A 14,199-nucleotide genomic window follows, 5' to 3' on the forward strand; every position below is an offset into this window, starting at 1 on the left:
GGCCACCGGCGCGGGCGCCGGCACGGGAGTCGGCGCCGGCGGCACGGCGATTGGCGAGGGCGAGGGCGAATCGGCAGGCGCGGCGAGTACGGTCGGGTCCGGCACCGGCGCCGGTACCGGTTTGCGCGCCACCGGCAGCGGCTTCGGCGGCAGGATGTCCGGTTGCGGCCGGATCTCGGGCGCCGGCGGCAGCAGGCTGACGCTGAGCACGGCAAGCGGCGCCGGCAGGGCGATGACGTTCAGGCGCAGCAGCGCCGCCAGTACCAGCAGGTGAATGGCGATGACGATCGCCAGACCCGTTGCCGACAGGCGCGGCCGCAGGCCTTGTTCACAGGAGGATGCGGCGGCGTTCATTGGCGCGGAGCAAGGCGGATGACCTGGTCGGTCGGCGCCGCGTTGGTCAATGCGGTCAGGCTGCGCGCGAAGCTGCCGACTCCGGGCGACTGGACGAAGACGCAAGGCTTGCCCAGCTTCTTGCAGGCGTCCTTGAGCCGCCAATAGGCCGCGTGCGAAACGCAACCGGTCTGGCAGACGACGGCATCGGCGCTGGCGATCGCCGCATCGATGCGATGCAGGTGCTCCTCCTGCCCGCCGTCGTGGTGCAGGAAGCGTCCGCCGCGTTGTTCGACGAGTTTGCGGTAGCCGTCCACGAGGCCACTGCGGCCGCCGACGCAGAGCACGCAGCGCCCTTCCAGGGCCGGACCTGGCGGGCAGTCGCGGCCACATTCCGGGGCGTCGCCGCTTGCGGCCGGCGTGGCCTGCGCGGCGGCGAGCGCCATACGCGCCTGCTGGAGTTCGATTTCGAGCTGCGCGGCGCGGCGTACGTTGGCGGTGTTCCATTCCTCGAGCGCCTCGGCGCGCGCGGCCAGCATGGCGGCGCGCTGCTGCAAGGCGGCGTGCTCCTTGCGCTCGCGTGCGGCGGCCGCCAGTTCGCGTTCCAGCGCGGCGGCTTGTGTTGCGCGCCGCCGGTTCTGGTCGAGTTCGGCGCGCAGGGCGGCGAGTTCGGCGGCGTGGCTGCGTCGCTCGTCGGCGCTGCTTCGCCGCAGCGCATCGAGTTCCTGGCGCAGGGCTTGCGCTTCGCGTTTGAATTGCTCGACCTGGCGCAAGTCCGCGCGTACGCTGGCTCCCACCTGGTGCGAGAGCATGTGGATGTCGCCGTGGATATCGCGGCCGAGGTCGTCGTCCATGGCCGGATGCGTCCAGGCGGCCCACAGCGCGCCGGGGATGTCGTCGCCGCGCGCCAGCGCCTCGCGCCAAAGGAAAGCGATCGCGGCGGCATCGGCGGCCGGTGCGAAGCGTGCGAGCGCTCCGGCATGGCGCTTGTCGAGGAAGCGCTGGATGGCCTCGCTCAGGGCGTCGCGTTTTTCGCAGTAACCGACCACCACGGTATGCAGGCTGTAGTCGCTCATGTAGCCGACGTCGTAGCCGGAGTGGGGGGCGAGCCTGCGCATGTCGGGCACCGGCAGGCAGGTGCCGATCAGCGCGCAGTGGAAGGCGTGCGGCAGCTCCCATAGCTTGCGGCGACGGCCCGGGCGCGCCACGGGAACCTCGTCGGGCGAGCACAGGCAGTCCGGACCGCCCGGAAAGGCGCTGCTGATCATTTGCGCCAGGGTCATGCGGCCACTTTCTCCCCGGCCGCGTCACGTTCGAGGATCTCGACCAGTTCGCGGGCATGGGTGCGCAGGTGGCCGTCGGCCTCGGGGTCGTTGGCGACCTGGTCCAGCAGCAGCGCGGCGAGATGCCCGGCGCGCGCGCAGCCGGTTTCCATGTGCCGCGCCAGATGCGCCAGGGCGCCGGCGACCATGCGCGCGGGCGGTTGTTCGAGTTGAATGTCTTCGCTCATGAAGCTCTCCTTACCAGACGTAGAACGCCAGAATCCAGGTGCCGCCGACGGCGGCCAGTGGCAGCAGCCAGAGCAGGCCGGCGAGCAGGTGCGCCACCGTCGCGGCAGCACCAGCGTGGTGCGTCGCTTCGGGAACCTTGATCAGTTGCCAGCCGAGCCATGCCGACCACGACAGACCTAGCGCCAGAAGCGCGCCGCGCAATCCGGGCAGCCAGCCCAGCGCAATGCCCTCGGCGCGCAGGTGGGTCACGCTCATCATCGACAGGCCGAGGAACAAACCGATGCCGGCCAGCGGCACGAGGCCCAGCGCCAGGCGCCGCCAGTCGACGCCGGCGAGATGCGCTGCGGCGCGCACCAACAGCCAGGCGAAGCCGCCCAGCACGATTGAATAAATGGCGATCCAGGCCAGGATGGCAGTGCCGTCGAGCCAGGTAAATACGTCACCCGCCTCCGGGTAGCGCGTCAGCAGCCACCAGGCCGGGCTGTCGCCCAGCGGCCAGAGGATGTCGCGGTTCACCAGCCATTCGGCGGCGGCCTGCTTGCCGCGCACGAACCACGGGCTGACGGTCCACTGGAAGGCGCCCATGGCGACGCCGAGCATGCCGAACAGCAGCAGCACGGCCTCGTTGGTGCGCGGCCGGTCGCCGCCGGCGCCGAGGATCTCGGCGTTGGGCGAGCGCGCGGCGAGCGTCACGGCATCGCGGTGGCCGCTGCAGCGGCCGCAGGCGTGGCACTGGCCGGCGCCCTTCATGTGCTTGACGTCGAGCAGCGGCGCGCAATCGACGGCGGCGCTGCGCTGCGGATGGGCGTCCCAGGCGGCGCGGTCGATGCGGAAATGCAGCGGCGCGATGCGCGCCAGCAGGCTGAAAACGCCGGAGACGGGGCACAGGTAGCGGCACCAGACGCGCTTGCCTCGGCCATAGAGCCAGCCCACGGCGACGGCGGCGACGGTGGAGCCGCCGAGGATCAGCAGCGCGGCCTGCGGGTAGTCATAGACGCTGACCAGCTGGCCGTAGACCGTGGTGAGGATGAAGGCCAGCACCGGCCAGCCGCCCCAGCGCATCCAGCGCGGGATGGCGCCGCCGCGCCCGTGGCGGCTGGCGAACTCGGCCAGCGCGCCTTCCGGGCAGAGCACGCCGCACCAGACGCGGCCCATGAGCATGATCGACAGGATCACGAAGGGCCACCAGACGCCCCAGAACAGGTACTGCGCCAGGAGCACCAGGCGGTCCTGCCAGCAGGCGAGGTAGGCGGCCTTTTCGGTCGGGGTCGGCGTACCCGTGGTGCATACGCTGCGATCGATCGCCGACGTGGCGCCGAAATCCGAGGAGAACAGCCGGGCTTCCGGGTGCGGATGGGGCAGGAAGGCGGGCAGGGCCACCAGCGCCAGGTAGAAGACCACGATCAGCCATTGCACGCCGAGGATGGCGCGCCGATGCGCGGCCATCCAGTCGCCGAGCCGCGCCAGCCGCGGACGTTGCCGCGGGCGGCGGGGATGCAGGGTGATGGTTGCGGTCTGCATGACGAACTATTTGGCGATGACCAGCAGCTCGCCGGTGGCGATGTTGAACTCGTCGACGAACATGTGTTCGCCGGGCGGCAGCTTGAAGACGACGAAGGATTCCGCGCCGGCGGCGACGATCTTTTCGACGTGCAGGTCGGCGTTCTCGAATTCCAGCGGCCCGGGGCCTTCGTTCTTGAGGATGAACTTGATGCGCTGGCCGGCCGGCACTTCGACACGCTTCGGCGCGAACACGCCGTCCCTGACGGTGATGGTCCAGGCCGGCAAGGGCGACGACTGGGCGTGGCCATGCGTCGCCCAGCCGAGGCCGAGCCAGAGCGTGGCCACGAAAAGGAGATGGGCGAGCGCCGCCGGCATGGCCTAGAAGCCGATCTTCGCGCGCAGGCCCAGCACCTTTACCGTCGGCGCCGTGGCGTTGCCGCCGGGCTGGCGGATCCACTGGAAGTCCGGCGTCAGCTCGACATGGCTGTTGAGCTTGTAGCGGTAGTAGAGCTCGACCAGCTTTTCCGATCCGCCGGCCTGGTAGCCAAAATCGGGTACCGCATCGCCGTCGGCATCGATCGTCGGCGAGTCGTTGCGGAAATCCGCGCTGGTGCGCAGTGCGCCGAACGCGAGCCCCATACTGTCGGCGGCGCGCGACCAGGGATTGCCGGCCAGCTCGGCGCCCACCGTCAGCGCCCGGTCGAAGCGCACCTTGCCCTTGAGCTGGTGACCGTAGCGGCCGAACAGCGCCAGGTCGTCGGTGACTTTCTGGTCGGCGGAGAAGCCGATGCCCGAATGCCGGCGCTCGATCTGCTCGTAGTTGCTGCCACGCCCCTGGTTCCACAGATAGATGCGGTAGTTGCCCGCCAGGTGGTTGAAACGCGCGGCGGTTTCGGCCTGGGCGATGACGAGGGGACCGGCCAGCGAGCCGCTGAAATTGGCGCCGGGACCGGATCCGAACATGCCGAACGAGAGCGCCCATTCGCCGCCCTTCCGTGCGCTGTTCTCATACTTGACGATGACGCCGGGCGCGAAGCCATAAGCATCGGCGCGGATGTCGCCCCCGGAATCGAGCAGCGGGTTGTGCACGAAGGCATTGTTGAGGAAGCGCGACGACTCGTCGTCGGCGATGCCGTTCTGGTCGAAGAAGACGAAGGGATCGATCTTGCCGGCCGTCAGGTACAGATGCTCGCGCGCATTGGCCTTGATGCCGTCATCCCGCAGCGGAACCTTGAGCTGGTACCAGGCCTGGGCCAGTATGGCGAAGGAGTCGTCGGCGCCGGCGTTGGTCTGGAACGCCGCGGTGTTGGCGGTGCTGGTGTAGGTCGGGCGCAAGCCGGTGCCGGTGCCCTGGCCGAAGCGGAAGTGGCTGAAGATCTTGCCCTCGGCATCGCCCATCTCGCCGCCGGGGAGCGTCACCGTCAGGTCGCCGCGATAGCTGGCGCGGGTTTCGTCGCTTGCGCTCGCCGTGTGGCCAGCGCCGACTTTCTGCACTACGCCGGTGAGGCTGCCGCCGACCTCGATACCTTCGAGCGCCTCGGCCAATTTCTTGAACGGCCCCTGCATCGCCAGGGTCTGGGCTTCGGTGGCCTTCAGCCGGGTGGCGAGTTCTGGCTCTTTTTCGGAAATGCGTTCGCTGGCGAGGGCCTTTTCGAGATCCTTGTTCTGGCGTTCCAGCGCTTCGATACGGGCGGCCAGCCGTTTCATTTCCGCCAGCACGGATGCCATGTCGTTGGCCGCGGCGGGCATGGCGAAGCCGGCCGCCAGAAGGGCGGCGATCAGCTTGACGCGCATGATCAGTAGCCCCCCTTCTTGCCGACGCCGGCGTAGGTGAATTCCCATTCGGCTTCGACCGCCTTGAACCAGGGGCGCACGCCCGTGGCGCGATCGGTGTGGCGGCCGAAATGGTTGCCGCTGGCATTTTCCTTGGCGCCAGGCGGGTAGATGGTGAACTTGACCCTGTACTTGCCCGGTCCCTTGAGCTTGACGTTGTCGCCGTAATGCGGGCCGTCGCTGGCGACCATGGGCATCATGTCGCCCTTGATGACCTCGTTGCCGCCGACCTTGGTCAGCTCGTACTTGACCAGCAGGTAGGGCACCCACATGCCTTCGGCAAAGCCGTTGGGATTGTTGCCCAGGGCGTGGATGTCCGCTTCGAGATGGATGTCCGACTCGGATGCCTTGCGCATGTGGCCCTCGGGTTCCATCTCGACGGCTTGCAGGTACACGGCGGCGACTTCCATGCCGGCGAGCTGCTTGGGCGTGCCAATCGGATATTCCAGCGCGGCGGCGGAGGCGGTCCAGAGCGTGGCGGTGATGGCGAGCAGGGACTGGGAAAAGCGCATGGCAAACCTCCAAAGGAAATAAATCGGACTTTGGCTGGCTTGCCGTGCGCGGGGGGCGCGGCTGGCTGGCTGGAAATGCGTGGGTGGCGGACCGGGCGCGCTGCGCCCGCCGCCTGTAATGCCTGAATCAGGAGCCGGACGGCGCTCCCATTTGTGTCTGCAGGTAGTTCTGGATGCCGACCTTCTCGATCAGCTCGAGCTGGGTTTCGAGGTAGTCGATGTGTTCTTCGGTGTCTTCGAGGATGTCTTCGAGGATCTCGCGCGAAACGTAGTCATTGACGCTTTCGCAATACGTGATCGCGGCCTTGGTGTCGGCGTGGGCGCCGCGTTCCAGGGTCAGGTCGCCGGCCAGGCATTCCGGCACGTTCTCGCCGATGATCAGCTTGTTCAGCGCCTGCAGGTTGGGCAGGCCTTCGAGGAACAGCACGCGCTCGATCAGGTGGTCGGCGTGGTGCATTTCCTCTATCGATTCCTTGTATTCGTGCTTGCCCAGTGCCTCGAAGCCCCAGTTCTTGTACATGCGGGCGTGAAGGAAGTACTGGTTGATCGCGGTCAGCTCATTGACCAGGCACTTGTTGAGCAGTTGGATGACCTTCTTGTCGCCTTTCATGTCGATCTCCCGATCACGCCGCCAGGGGCTGCGAACCCGAGACGGACAGTTGATGAGGCGCACGGGCATGAAGGTTGTTCTTCAGCACGTCGCGCGCGCAACCGGTGCAGCGACCACAGCAGGCGCCGACGCCCAGTTGCTCGCGCAATTCTCGCAGACTGCAGCAGCCTTCGGCGACGGCGCTGCCGATATCGCGTTCGGTCACGGCATTGCAAATACAGACGTACATGGTGGCTCCAGGTCTATTTGGTCAGGATCAGCTTGTCTTGCCGGGTGCGGCGCAGCCGATAGGTTTCGTCGCCGTGGGCGATCAGGACTTCATCCCGCTCGCCGAGCAGCGCGGCGCTTTCCAGCAGGGAACCATCCCGCGCCGGGAGGGGCTGGGGTTCCGGCTTTCCGGTCGGCACTTGGGGCGTGGGCTTCATGGGTTCTTCGTCTCGGTAAATCGTATTGGGAATGATTCTCATTGACTTGAACCGTTTTGTCAACAGGGAAATGGGGCGTATGTGGCCAGCCCGTGATTTTTTGCCGATGGTTTTCGTCAGGAAGGCGAAATCTTGGCGACGGTATAATTCAAGCTTTAACAAGAAGGAGTCTGCCGTGGGTCTCGATCGCGTTACGTCAGGCAAGGATTTGCCCAATGATTTCAATGTGGTTATCGAGATATCGATGCACTCGGAGCCGATCAAGTACGAGGTCGACAAGGAGTCGGGCGCGATTTTCGTCGATCGTTTCATGTCGACCTCGATGCACTATCCGTGCAACTACGGCTATATCCCGCACACCATTTCCGGCGACGGCGATCCTGTGGACGTGTTGGTTCTGTCGCAATTTGCCCTCCCGCCGGGCGTCGTGGTGCGCTGCCGGCCGATCGGCATGCTCAAGATGACCGACGAGGCCGGCGAGGATGCCAAGCTGCTGGCGGTGCCGGTGGACAAGCTGACGCCCATGTACCGCAGCGTTTCCAGTCCGCGCGACCTGCCGCAACTGGTGCTCGACCAGATCTCGCACTTCTTCGCCCACTACAAGGACCTGGAGCCCGGCAAGTTCGTCAAGATCAACGGTTGGGTCAATGTCGAGGAAGCGAAAAAGGAAATCATGGACGGCGTCGCCGCCTACGAGGCCGCCAAGGAAAAGCCGGCATACTGAGGCGCGCGTCCGGCCACCCAAGCCCGCCGCATGGCGGGTTTTTTTATCCGCTATAGTTATGGCCCCGCTCGATTGGGCGGCCACGCCATCCCAGGATCGCCCATGACCCGCCTGCGCATCGCCGTCGCCCAGTTCAACGCCGTCCTCGGCGACCTGGCCGGCAATTCAGCCCGCATACTGGAGTTCGCGCGGAGCGCCCGCGAGGCCGGCGCGCAGGTGCTGCTGACGCCGGAGCTGGCGCTCTGCGGCTATCCGCCGGAAGACCTGCTGATGCGGCCGGATTTCTATCGGGCCTGCGCCGCGCAGGTCGAGGTGCTCGCCCGCGCCGCGCCGCTGCCCATCGTACTCGGCTATCCGGAGCAGTCCGGCAGCCGCCGCTACAACGCGGCGGCCCTGCTCGACGGCGGCGAGGTGCGCGCCAACTACCGCAAGCATCGCCTGCCGAACTACGAGGTCTTCGACGAGGAGCGTTATTTCGCGGCGGGCAGCGAGCCCTGCGTGATCGACATCAACGGTATCCGCTGCGGGCTGGCGATCTGCGCCGATGTCTGGGAATACGGCGCCGCCGAGGCGGCGGCGCTGGCCGGTGCGGAGCTGATGCTGACGTTGAATGCCTCGCCCTTCCACATGAACAAGCAGGCGCGGCGCTACGAGGTGCTGCGCGACAGGGTGACGGCGACCGGCAAGCCGGTGATCTATGCCAACCTGGTCGGCGGCCAGGACGAACTGGTGTTCGACGGCGCGTCCTTCGCGCTCGACGGCCAGGGCCGCCTGGCCCACCAGTCGCCAGCCTTCGTCGAGGACCTGGCGATCATCGATTTTGCCGACGGCCAACTGCTGCCCGGCCGGATCGCCGAAACGCTGCCAGTCGAGGCGGAAGTCTATGCGGCGCTGAAGCTGGGCGTCGCCGACTATCTCGGCAAGAACGGTTTTCCCGGTGCCATCCTCGGCCTTTCCGGCGGCATCGACTCCGCCCTGACACTGGCCATCGCCGCCGACGCCCTCGGCCCCGACAAGGTGCGTGCGGTGATGATGCCGTCGCCGTGGACGGCGCAGATGAGCCTCGACGATTCCCGCGAGATGGTGAAGCGTCTCGGCGTGCAATACGACGAGATCCCGATCGCCGCCGCGATGGAGCAGTTCGCCGTGCTGCTGGCGCCGACTTTTGCGTCACTGGGCCCCAAGCCGGAGTGGGACACCACCGACGAGAACCTGCAGGCGCGCATCCGCGGCATGTTGCTGATGGCGCTCTCCAACCGCACCGGACGCATCGTGCTGACCACCGGCAACAAGAGCGAGATGGCGGTCGGCTACGCCACGCTTTACGGCGACATGGCGGGCGGATTCGCGGTGATCAAGGACGTGTTCAAGACCTTCGTCTATCGCCTGTCCGAGTACCGCAACACGCTGTCGGAGGCGATCCCGCGCAACATCATCACGCGCGCGCCCTCGGCCGAACTCAAGCCCGGCCAGACCGACCAGGACATGCTGCCGCCCTACGCGGTGCTCGACGCCATCATCGAGGCCTACATGGAGCGCGACGAAAGCCCGCGCCGGATCATCGCCGCGGGCCACCCCGAAGCCGACGTGCGCAAGGTGGTCGGCATGCTCAAGAAGAACGAATACAAGCGGCGCCAGGCGCCGGTCGGCATCCGCGTCACGCAACGCGGGTTCGGCAAGGACTGGCGCTATCCGATAACATCGGCTTACGCCGACGAATGGTGAGCCATCCCCCCGGCCCCCTTTAGTGCAGGCCAACGCCCGCTGCGCGGGCATTGGCCTGCACTGAAACACCAGACGGTGTTTTCCGCGGAAGGGGGTGACGGCGGCTCAGCCGCGGGGCGGCTTCGAATTGTTGACAACGAGGACCAGGGAAATGAAGAAGATTGAAGCCATCATCAAGCCGTTCAAGCTCGACGAAGTGCGCGAGGCGCTGTCTGACGTCGGCGTCACGGGCCTGACCGTGACCGAAGTCAAGGGCTTCGGCCGGCAGAAGGGCCATACCGAGTTGTATCGCGGCGCCGAGTACGTGGTCGACTTCCTGCCGAAGATCAAGATCGAAATCGTGGTCGCCGACGAAACCGTGGAACCCGCTATCGAAGCCATCATCAAGGCGGCGCGCACCGGCAAGATCGGCGACGGCAAGATCTTCGTTTCGCCGGTGGAACAGGTGGTGCGGATCAGGACCGGCGAAGCCAACGAAGCAGCGATTTGATCGCTGCTTCGTTGGCTTCGCCTGCGGCAAACTGGTTGGCCATCCCCCCGGCCCCCTTCCCGTGGAAGGGGGTGACCGAGCTAGTCCGCTGCGCTCGGCTATTTCTTCGAGCCGTCAATGAAAGGCAGCAGCCTTTCGCCCGTTTCACGTAGCCGTTCCAGGCTGTGGTACAGGAGCAGCAGCAGCAGTTTGCTGCCCAGCGAGGGCTCGAGCAGCAGGATGTCATAGACGGTATCGCGGGTCAGAACGGCGAAATCCGTTGGCTCCCGCGCGACGCAGGTGGCAAACCTCGGCTTGCCATCGATGATCGACATCTCGCCAAACGTGGCGCCCGGACCGATGACCGACAACAGCCTTTGCTGGCCATCGGCGTGCTGTTTGAGTATCGAAACTTCTCCGGTCAGCACGATGCCCAGAAAGTCACCGTCATCGCCTTCCCTTGCAATGACCTCGTCGCGCCTGGCGCAAAAACACTCCATCTTGGCGCACAGGCGCGAAATATCATGGTGGGTCAATTCCTGGAACAGCGAAATCCGGTCGACGAGTTCGAAGATTTCCTCCTCGTAACGGGAGCCTTTGCCAAGGTGGACGAGCCCCTCCAGGGCAGGCAACAAAGGCCTTCTGATGTTGAGGACGGCAACTTCGGTGACAGCGTTATCGCTCATGAATTTGGCTGAGTATTAAACATTTCATATATTGCTACTTTCGGCCTATTTTCCCCGGATTCATTGGCGCGTCAACGGCCCGTTCGGACTAACGGGTCAGGGAGCCGGGGCGGACCCCAACCATGTTTCGATGCCTGTTCCAGGTCCCTTGATGGAATTCCGGGGCTATGCCAATAGTAATACAAGGGCTTTCTGGCCAAGGAGGGTGCGGGTCGGATCAGGGGCATCGGGAGCCGCCCGGGGATTCATCTCGGGGCGGCGAGCAGCACCAGCGCCGCGCCGGCTCCGCCGTCCATGGTGCGCGCCTGGCAAAAGGCCAGCACCTCCTGGCGCTGGCTGAGCCAGCCCAGCACCAGCTTCTTCAGCACCGGTTCGCGTCCCGGCGAACCGATGCCCTTGCCGTGCACCACGCGCACGCAGCGCAGCCCGCGGCGATGGCAGTCGTGCAGGAATTCGGCGACGGCGCGGCGCGCCTGGTCGCGGTTCATGCCATGCAGGTCGAGTTTGCCCTGTACCACCCAGCGCCCGCGGCGCAGGTCACGCAGCACGGAGCGTTGCAGGCCTGGGCGCGCCCAGGCCGCCTGGTCGCCGCCGTCGAGTTGCAGGTCCAGCAGGTCGGCGCCGTCGATCGCCTCGCGCAGCACCGCCGCGTCGTCCAGCTGCGAATAGCGCGGGATCGCGGGCGGCAGGGGCGGTTCGTGATGCACCCGGTCCCAGGTGAGGGGCTGCGCATCGGCCACCGCGGCACGAAACGCGGCGCGGTCTTCCTCGGCGGGGGGCGACCGCCGCCGCATGGGATCAGCCGTCCAGGCTGTCGAGGTAGCGCTCGGCGTCGAGGGCGGCCATGCAGCCGGTGCCGGCGCTGGTCACCGCCTGGCGGTAAATGTGGTCCTGCACGTCGCCCGCGGCGAACACGCCGGGAACGCTGGTCGCCGTGGCGTTGCCGTTGCGCCCGCCCCCGGTGACGATGTAGCCGCCTTCCATGGCCAACTGGCCGGCGAAGATGTCGGTGTTGGGCTTGTGGCCGATGGCGATGAAGACGCCCATCAGCGCGATGTCCTCGGTGGCACCGGTCTTCACGTTCTTGATGCGCATGCCGGTGACCCCGGTCTTGTCGCCCAGCACCTCGTCCAGCGTGTTGTCCCATCTGATGGTGACCTTGCCGGCCTTTTCCTTCTCGAACAGCTTGTCCTGCAGGATTTTCTCGCCGCGGAACTTGTCGCGGCGATGTACCACCGTGACGTGGCTGGCGATGTTGGCCAGGTACAGCGCTTCCTCGACCGCCGTGTTGCCGCCGCCGATTACCGCGACGTGCTGGTTCTTGTAAAAGAATCCGTCGCAGGTGGCGCAGGCCGAGACGCCCTTGCCGGAAAACTTTTCCTCGGAAGGCAGGCCGAGGTATTGCGCCGAGGCGCCGGTGGCGATGATCAGCGCGTCGCAGGTGTATTCGCCGGCATCGCCGATCAGGCGCATCGGCTTCTCGGCCAGCTTCACGGTATGGATGTGGTCGAAGATCATTTCGGTATTGAAGCGCGCGGCGTGCTTCTCGAAGCGCGCCATCAGGTCCGGACCCTGCACGCCGTCGGCGTCGGCCGGCCAGTTGTCGACGTCGGTGGTGGTCATCAGCTGGCCGCCCTGCGCCATGCCGGTGATCAGCACGGGATCGAGGTTGGCGCGGGCGGCATAAACGGCGGCGGAGTAGCCGGCGGGGCCGGAACCAAGGATCAGCAGGCGAACGTGGCGGGAACTCATGGCGGCAACTTTCCGGAATGAACGAGCGGGGAATTATATGTCCCTGCATTCGGCAGGGACGGCATGGCAACGATATAGATGGGCCGCATCGCGACGCTTTCAAGCGCCGCCGGCGCTAGCGCCAGCGGTTGATCGCGTCGCGGGTTTCCAGCGCCACCTTGCGCGCGGCGGCGGCATAGTCTTCGCCCTTGCCGGCGTAAAGGATGGCGCGCGAGGAATTGATCATCAGGCCGCTGCCGGCGGCGGTCTTGCCGGCCATGACCGTGGCCTCGATGTCGCCGCCCTGGGCGCCGATGCCGGGCACCAGCAGCGGCATCTCGCCGACGATCTGGCGCACGCGGGCGATCTCGCCGGGGAAGGTGGCGCCGACCACCAGCGCGCACTGGCCCGTCGTGTTCCATTCCGCGGCGACTTTCTCCGCGACCAGCTCGTAAATCGCCGTGTCGCCAGCGCCGACTCTTTGAAACTGCAGGTCGCTGCCGCCGGGATTCGACGTGCGACAGAGTAGGATCACGCCCTTGCCCTTGTAAGCCAGCCAGGGCTCGACCGAATCGCGTCCCATGTAGGGGTTCACCGTCACCGCGTCGGCCCGGTAGCGCTCGAAGGCCTCGATCGCGTACTGCTCGGCGGTGCTGCCGATGTCGCCCCGCTTGGCGTCGAGGATCACCGGCACGCCGGGGTGCTTCTCGTGGATGTGCGCGATCAGGGCTTCGAGCTGGTCCTCGGCGCGGCGCGCGGCGAAATAGGCGATCTGCGGCTTGAAGGTGCAGGCCAGGTCCGCCGTGGCGTCGGCGATTTCGCTGCAGAAGCGGAAGATGGCGTCCGGCTTGTCCTTGAGGTGGGCGGGAAATTTCGCCGGGTCGGGATCGAGTCCGACGCAGAGCAGCGAGTTGTTGGTCTTCCAGGCGGCGGTGAGCGATTCGATGAAGGTCATGATCTGCGTTCCTGAGCGTAAGGGCGGCGCCACAGCGGTGCCAGCAGCACGAGACCCAGCAGCGGACCCGGCAGCAGCCACCAGGCGATTCTGGCGCCCCATTGTTCCACATGCGCGGTGGCGAGGTGTATCGAGGCCAGCGTGATGGCGAAGCCGATGCTGTTCTGGATCGCCAGCGCGCTGCCGACATCCTGCGGCGGGCAGGCGCGCGCCGAGAGCGCCGAAAACTGCGGCGAATCGGCGACCACGGCGAAACCCCAGAGCAGCAGCAGCGCCAGCAGCACTGACGCCGGTGCCGCGGCGGCGAAGGGGAACAGCAGGCAGCAGGCGGCGGAGGTGGCCAGCGCCCAGGCCGCGACGCGCGCGCCGCCGATGGCGAGGCCCAGTTGCCCCCCGGCGAAGCAGCCCAGCCCGCCGCAGCCGATCACGGCGAAGGCCAGCAGCGGGGTGCCCCAGGTCGGGTCGAGGCCGAGTCGCGCCGCCAGGCCGGTCGCCGCCAGCAGCAGTGGTACCAGCGTCCAGAAGGCATACAGCTCCCACATGTGGCCGAAGTAGCCGCCCGCCGCAGCGCGGAAATCCGCGATCGAGAAGGCATGCAGCACGTGGCCGAAGGCGATGCGCTGGCCGCGCCCGCGCAATTTGAGGTGCGGCCCGTCGCCGAGGCGGAAGATCATCAGCGCGGCGACCACGGCCAACGCCGAGGACGCCAGCACCACGTACCGCCAGGACCCGCCGCCGCCCAGCGCGCGCAGGCCGTGGGGCAGGGCGGTGCCCAGCGTCAGCATGCCGACCAGCCAGGCCAGCGCCTGTCCCGAACGCTCGGGCGCCCAGCCCACCACCAGCTTCATGCCCAGCGGATAGATGCCGGCCAGCGCCAGGCCGACGCAGAAGCGGCAGACCAAGGCCTGTTCCAGGCTGGCGGCGAACAGCGCGAAGGCGGCGTTGGCGGCAGCGCCGGCCAGTGCGCTGGCGGCGACGATGCGGCTCGCGGCGTAGCGGTCGGCCAGGCCGCTGGTGGCGGCGCCCAGCGTGCCGAGGATGAAGCCGAGTTGAACCGCATTGGTCAGGCTGCCGATCTCGGCGTTGCCCAGGCCCCAGGCCTGGGCCAGGTCGGGCGCGGCGGCGTTGGCGGAAAACCACAGCGAGGTGCCCAGCAGCTGGGCGACCACCACGACGGCCAGG

Annotated in this window: 17 protein-coding genes and 1 pseudogene; 3 read left to right on the top strand and 15 right to left on the bottom strand. The window is 67.0% G+C overall.

All coding sequences use genetic code 11. From position 1 onward, the window contains the following. From J0M27_RS15625 to J0M27_RS15670, 10 genes and pseudogenes are all read right to left on the bottom strand, one after another. A pseudogene (locus J0M27_RS15625) lies at positions 1 to 354 on the bottom strand (hypothetical protein); the annotation flags it as partial. Beyond that, positions 351 to 1,616, bottom strand: a complete 1,266-nt coding sequence (locus J0M27_RS15630) for a DUF2325 domain-containing protein (protein ID WP_294993648.1) — start codon at positions 1,614 to 1,616, stop codon at positions 351 to 353. The pseudogene J0M27_RS15625 and the gene J0M27_RS15630, both read right to left, overlap by 4 nt. Continuing rightward, positions 1,613 to 1,843, bottom strand: a complete 231-nt coding sequence (locus tag J0M27_RS15635; protein WP_294993651.1) for a hypothetical protein — start codon at positions 1,841 to 1,843, stop codon at positions 1,613 to 1,615. Before J0M27_RS15635 ends, J0M27_RS15630 begins: the two co-directional genes overlap by 4 nt. A gap of 10 nt (positions 1,844 to 1,853) precedes the next feature. Further along, entirely contained in the window at positions 1,854 to 3,365 is a 1,512-nt protein-coding gene (locus tag J0M27_RS15640) for a 4Fe-4S binding protein (RefSeq protein ID WP_294993654.1), read from the bottom strand. A 6-nt stretch (positions 3,366 to 3,371) separates the two neighbouring features. Continuing rightward, on the bottom strand, positions 3,372 to 3,722 hold the full coding sequence (locus J0M27_RS15645) for a cupredoxin domain-containing protein (RefSeq protein WP_294993657.1): 351 nt from the start codon (positions 3,720 to 3,722) through the stop codon (positions 3,372 to 3,374). A 3-nt stretch (positions 3,723 to 3,725) separates the two neighbouring features. Then, positions 3,726 to 5,141, bottom strand: coding sequence for a carbohydrate porin (locus J0M27_RS15650; RefSeq protein WP_294993659.1), 1,416 nt, complete (start codon positions 5,139 to 5,141; stop codon positions 3,726 to 3,728). Between the two features lie 2 nt (positions 5,142 to 5,143). Then, positions 5,144 to 5,692, bottom strand: coding sequence for an iron transporter (locus tag J0M27_RS15655; RefSeq protein ID WP_294993661.1), 549 nt, complete (start codon positions 5,690 to 5,692; stop codon positions 5,144 to 5,146). Positions 5,693 to 5,819: 127 nt separating this feature from the next. Then, complete coding sequence (bfr, locus tag J0M27_RS15660; RefSeq protein ID WP_294993663.1) at positions 5,820 to 6,302, bottom strand: bacterioferritin; 483 nt, start codon at positions 6,300 to 6,302, stop codon at positions 5,820 to 5,822. 13 nt (positions 6,303 to 6,315) lie between these two features. Then, positions 6,316 to 6,531, bottom strand: coding sequence for a bacterioferritin-associated ferredoxin (locus J0M27_RS15665; RefSeq protein ID WP_294993666.1), 216 nt, complete (start codon positions 6,529 to 6,531; stop codon positions 6,316 to 6,318). Between the two features lie 13 nt (positions 6,532 to 6,544). Next, a complete protein-coding gene (locus J0M27_RS15670) occupies positions 6,545 to 6,889 on the bottom strand; it encodes a hemin uptake protein HemP (protein ID WP_294993669.1) in 345 nt (114 codons plus the stop codon). Positions 6,890 to 6,902: 13 nt separating this feature from the next. Here J0M27_RS15670 and ppa point away from each other — a divergent pair, with 13 nt between their 5' ends. The 3 genes from ppa to J0M27_RS15685 all read left to right on the top strand — a co-directional run bounded on the left by ppa (position 6,903) and on the right by J0M27_RS15685 (position 9,666). After that, on the top strand, positions 6,903 to 7,451 hold the full coding sequence (ppa, locus tag J0M27_RS15675; protein WP_294993671.1) for an inorganic diphosphatase: 549 nt from the start codon (positions 6,903 to 6,905) through the stop codon (positions 7,449 to 7,451). A 102-nt stretch (positions 7,452 to 7,553) separates the two neighbouring features. Next, on the top strand, positions 7,554 to 9,176 hold the full coding sequence (locus J0M27_RS15680) for an NAD+ synthase (RefSeq protein WP_294993673.1): 1,623 nt from the start codon (positions 7,554 to 7,556) through the stop codon (positions 9,174 to 9,176). A 151-nt stretch (positions 9,177 to 9,327) separates the two neighbouring features. Then, on the top strand, positions 9,328 to 9,666 hold the full coding sequence (locus tag J0M27_RS15685) for a P-II family nitrogen regulator (protein ID WP_294993675.1): 339 nt from the start codon (positions 9,328 to 9,330) through the stop codon (positions 9,664 to 9,666). A 98-nt stretch (positions 9,667 to 9,764) separates the two neighbouring features. Here J0M27_RS15685 and J0M27_RS15690 read toward each other — a convergent pair whose 3' ends face one another. The 5 genes from J0M27_RS15690 to J0M27_RS15710 all read right to left on the bottom strand — a co-directional run bounded on the left by J0M27_RS15690 (position 9,765) and on the right by J0M27_RS15710 (position 14,186). Then, the gene (locus J0M27_RS15690) at positions 9,765 to 10,331 is read right to left on the bottom strand and encodes a cyclic nucleotide-binding domain-containing protein (protein ID WP_294993677.1); all 567 of its coding nucleotides are present in this window, start codon (positions 10,329 to 10,331) and stop codon (positions 9,765 to 9,767) included. 245 nt (positions 10,332 to 10,576) lie between these two features. After that, positions 10,577 to 11,125: a Smr/MutS family protein gene (locus J0M27_RS15695; RefSeq protein ID WP_294993680.1), complete on the bottom strand. Its 549-nt coding sequence runs from the start codon at positions 11,123 to 11,125 to the stop codon at positions 10,577 to 10,579. Between the two features lie 4 nt (positions 11,126 to 11,129). Beyond that, entirely contained in the window at positions 11,130 to 12,083 is a 954-nt protein-coding gene (gene trxB / locus J0M27_RS15700) for a thioredoxin-disulfide reductase (RefSeq protein WP_294993682.1), read from the bottom strand. Positions 12,084 to 12,198: 115 nt separating this feature from the next. Beyond that, entirely contained in the window at positions 12,199 to 13,017 is an 819-nt protein-coding gene (pyrF, locus tag J0M27_RS15705) for an orotidine-5'-phosphate decarboxylase (protein ID WP_294993685.1), read from the bottom strand. Next, the gene (locus tag J0M27_RS15710; protein WP_294993688.1) at positions 13,014 to 14,186 is read right to left on the bottom strand and encodes an MFS transporter; all 1,173 of its coding nucleotides are present in this window, start codon (positions 14,184 to 14,186) and stop codon (positions 13,014 to 13,016) included. Before J0M27_RS15710 ends, pyrF begins: the two co-directional genes overlap by 4 nt. Positions 14,187 to 14,199: the final 13 nt, after the last annotated feature.

This window comes from Sulfuritalea sp., assembly GCF_017302275.1.
Taxonomy (GTDB): domain Bacteria; phylum Pseudomonadota; class Gammaproteobacteria; order Burkholderiales; family Rhodocyclaceae; genus Sulfuritalea.

Excerpts from the sequence above, each read along its gene's own strand:
- J0M27_RS15630 (WP_294993648.1), bottom strand. The coding sequence starts at position 1,616 with ATGACCCTGGCGCAAATGATCAGCAGCGCCTTTCCGGGCGGTCCGGAC.
- J0M27_RS15635 (WP_294993651.1), bottom strand. The coding sequence starts at position 1,843 with ATGAGCGAAGACATTCAACTCGAACAACCGCCCGCGCGCATGGTCGCC.
- J0M27_RS15640 (WP_294993654.1), bottom strand. The coding sequence starts at position 3,365 with ATGCAGACCGCAACCATCACCCTGCATCCCCGCCGCCCGCGGCAACGT.
- J0M27_RS15645 (WP_294993657.1), bottom strand. The coding sequence starts at position 3,722 with ATGCCGGCGGCGCTCGCCCATCTCCTTTTCGTGGCCACGCTCTGGCTC.
- J0M27_RS15650 (WP_294993659.1), bottom strand. The coding sequence starts at position 5,141 with ATGCGCGTCAAGCTGATCGCCGCCCTTCTGGCGGCCGGCTTCGCCATG.
- J0M27_RS15655 (WP_294993661.1), bottom strand. The coding sequence starts at position 5,692 with ATGCGCTTTTCCCAGTCCCTGCTCGCCATCACCGCCACGCTCTGGACC.
- bfr (WP_294993663.1), bottom strand. The coding sequence starts at position 6,302 with ATGAAAGGCGACAAGAAGGTCATCCAACTGCTCAACAAGTGCCTGGTC.
- J0M27_RS15665 (WP_294993666.1), bottom strand. The coding sequence starts at position 6,531 with ATGTACGTCTGTATTTGCAATGCCGTGACCGAACGCGATATCGGCAGC.
- J0M27_RS15680 (WP_294993673.1), top strand. The coding sequence starts at position 7,554 with ATGACCCGCCTGCGCATCGCCGTCGCCCAGTTCAACGCCGTCCTCGGC.
- J0M27_RS15685 (WP_294993675.1), top strand. The coding sequence starts at position 9,328 with ATGAAGAAGATTGAAGCCATCATCAAGCCGTTCAAGCTCGACGAAGTG.
- J0M27_RS15690 (WP_294993677.1), bottom strand. The coding sequence starts at position 10,331 with ATGAGCGATAACGCTGTCACCGAAGTTGCCGTCCTCAACATCAGAAGG.
- J0M27_RS15695 (WP_294993680.1), bottom strand. The coding sequence starts at position 11,125 with ATGCGGCGGCGGTCGCCCCCCGCCGAGGAAGACCGCGCCGCGTTTCGT.
- trxB (WP_294993682.1), bottom strand. The coding sequence starts at position 12,083 with ATGAGTTCCCGCCACGTTCGCCTGCTGATCCTTGGTTCCGGCCCCGCC.
- pyrF (WP_294993685.1), bottom strand. The coding sequence starts at position 13,017 with ATGACCTTCATCGAATCGCTCACCGCCGCCTGGAAGACCAACAACTCG.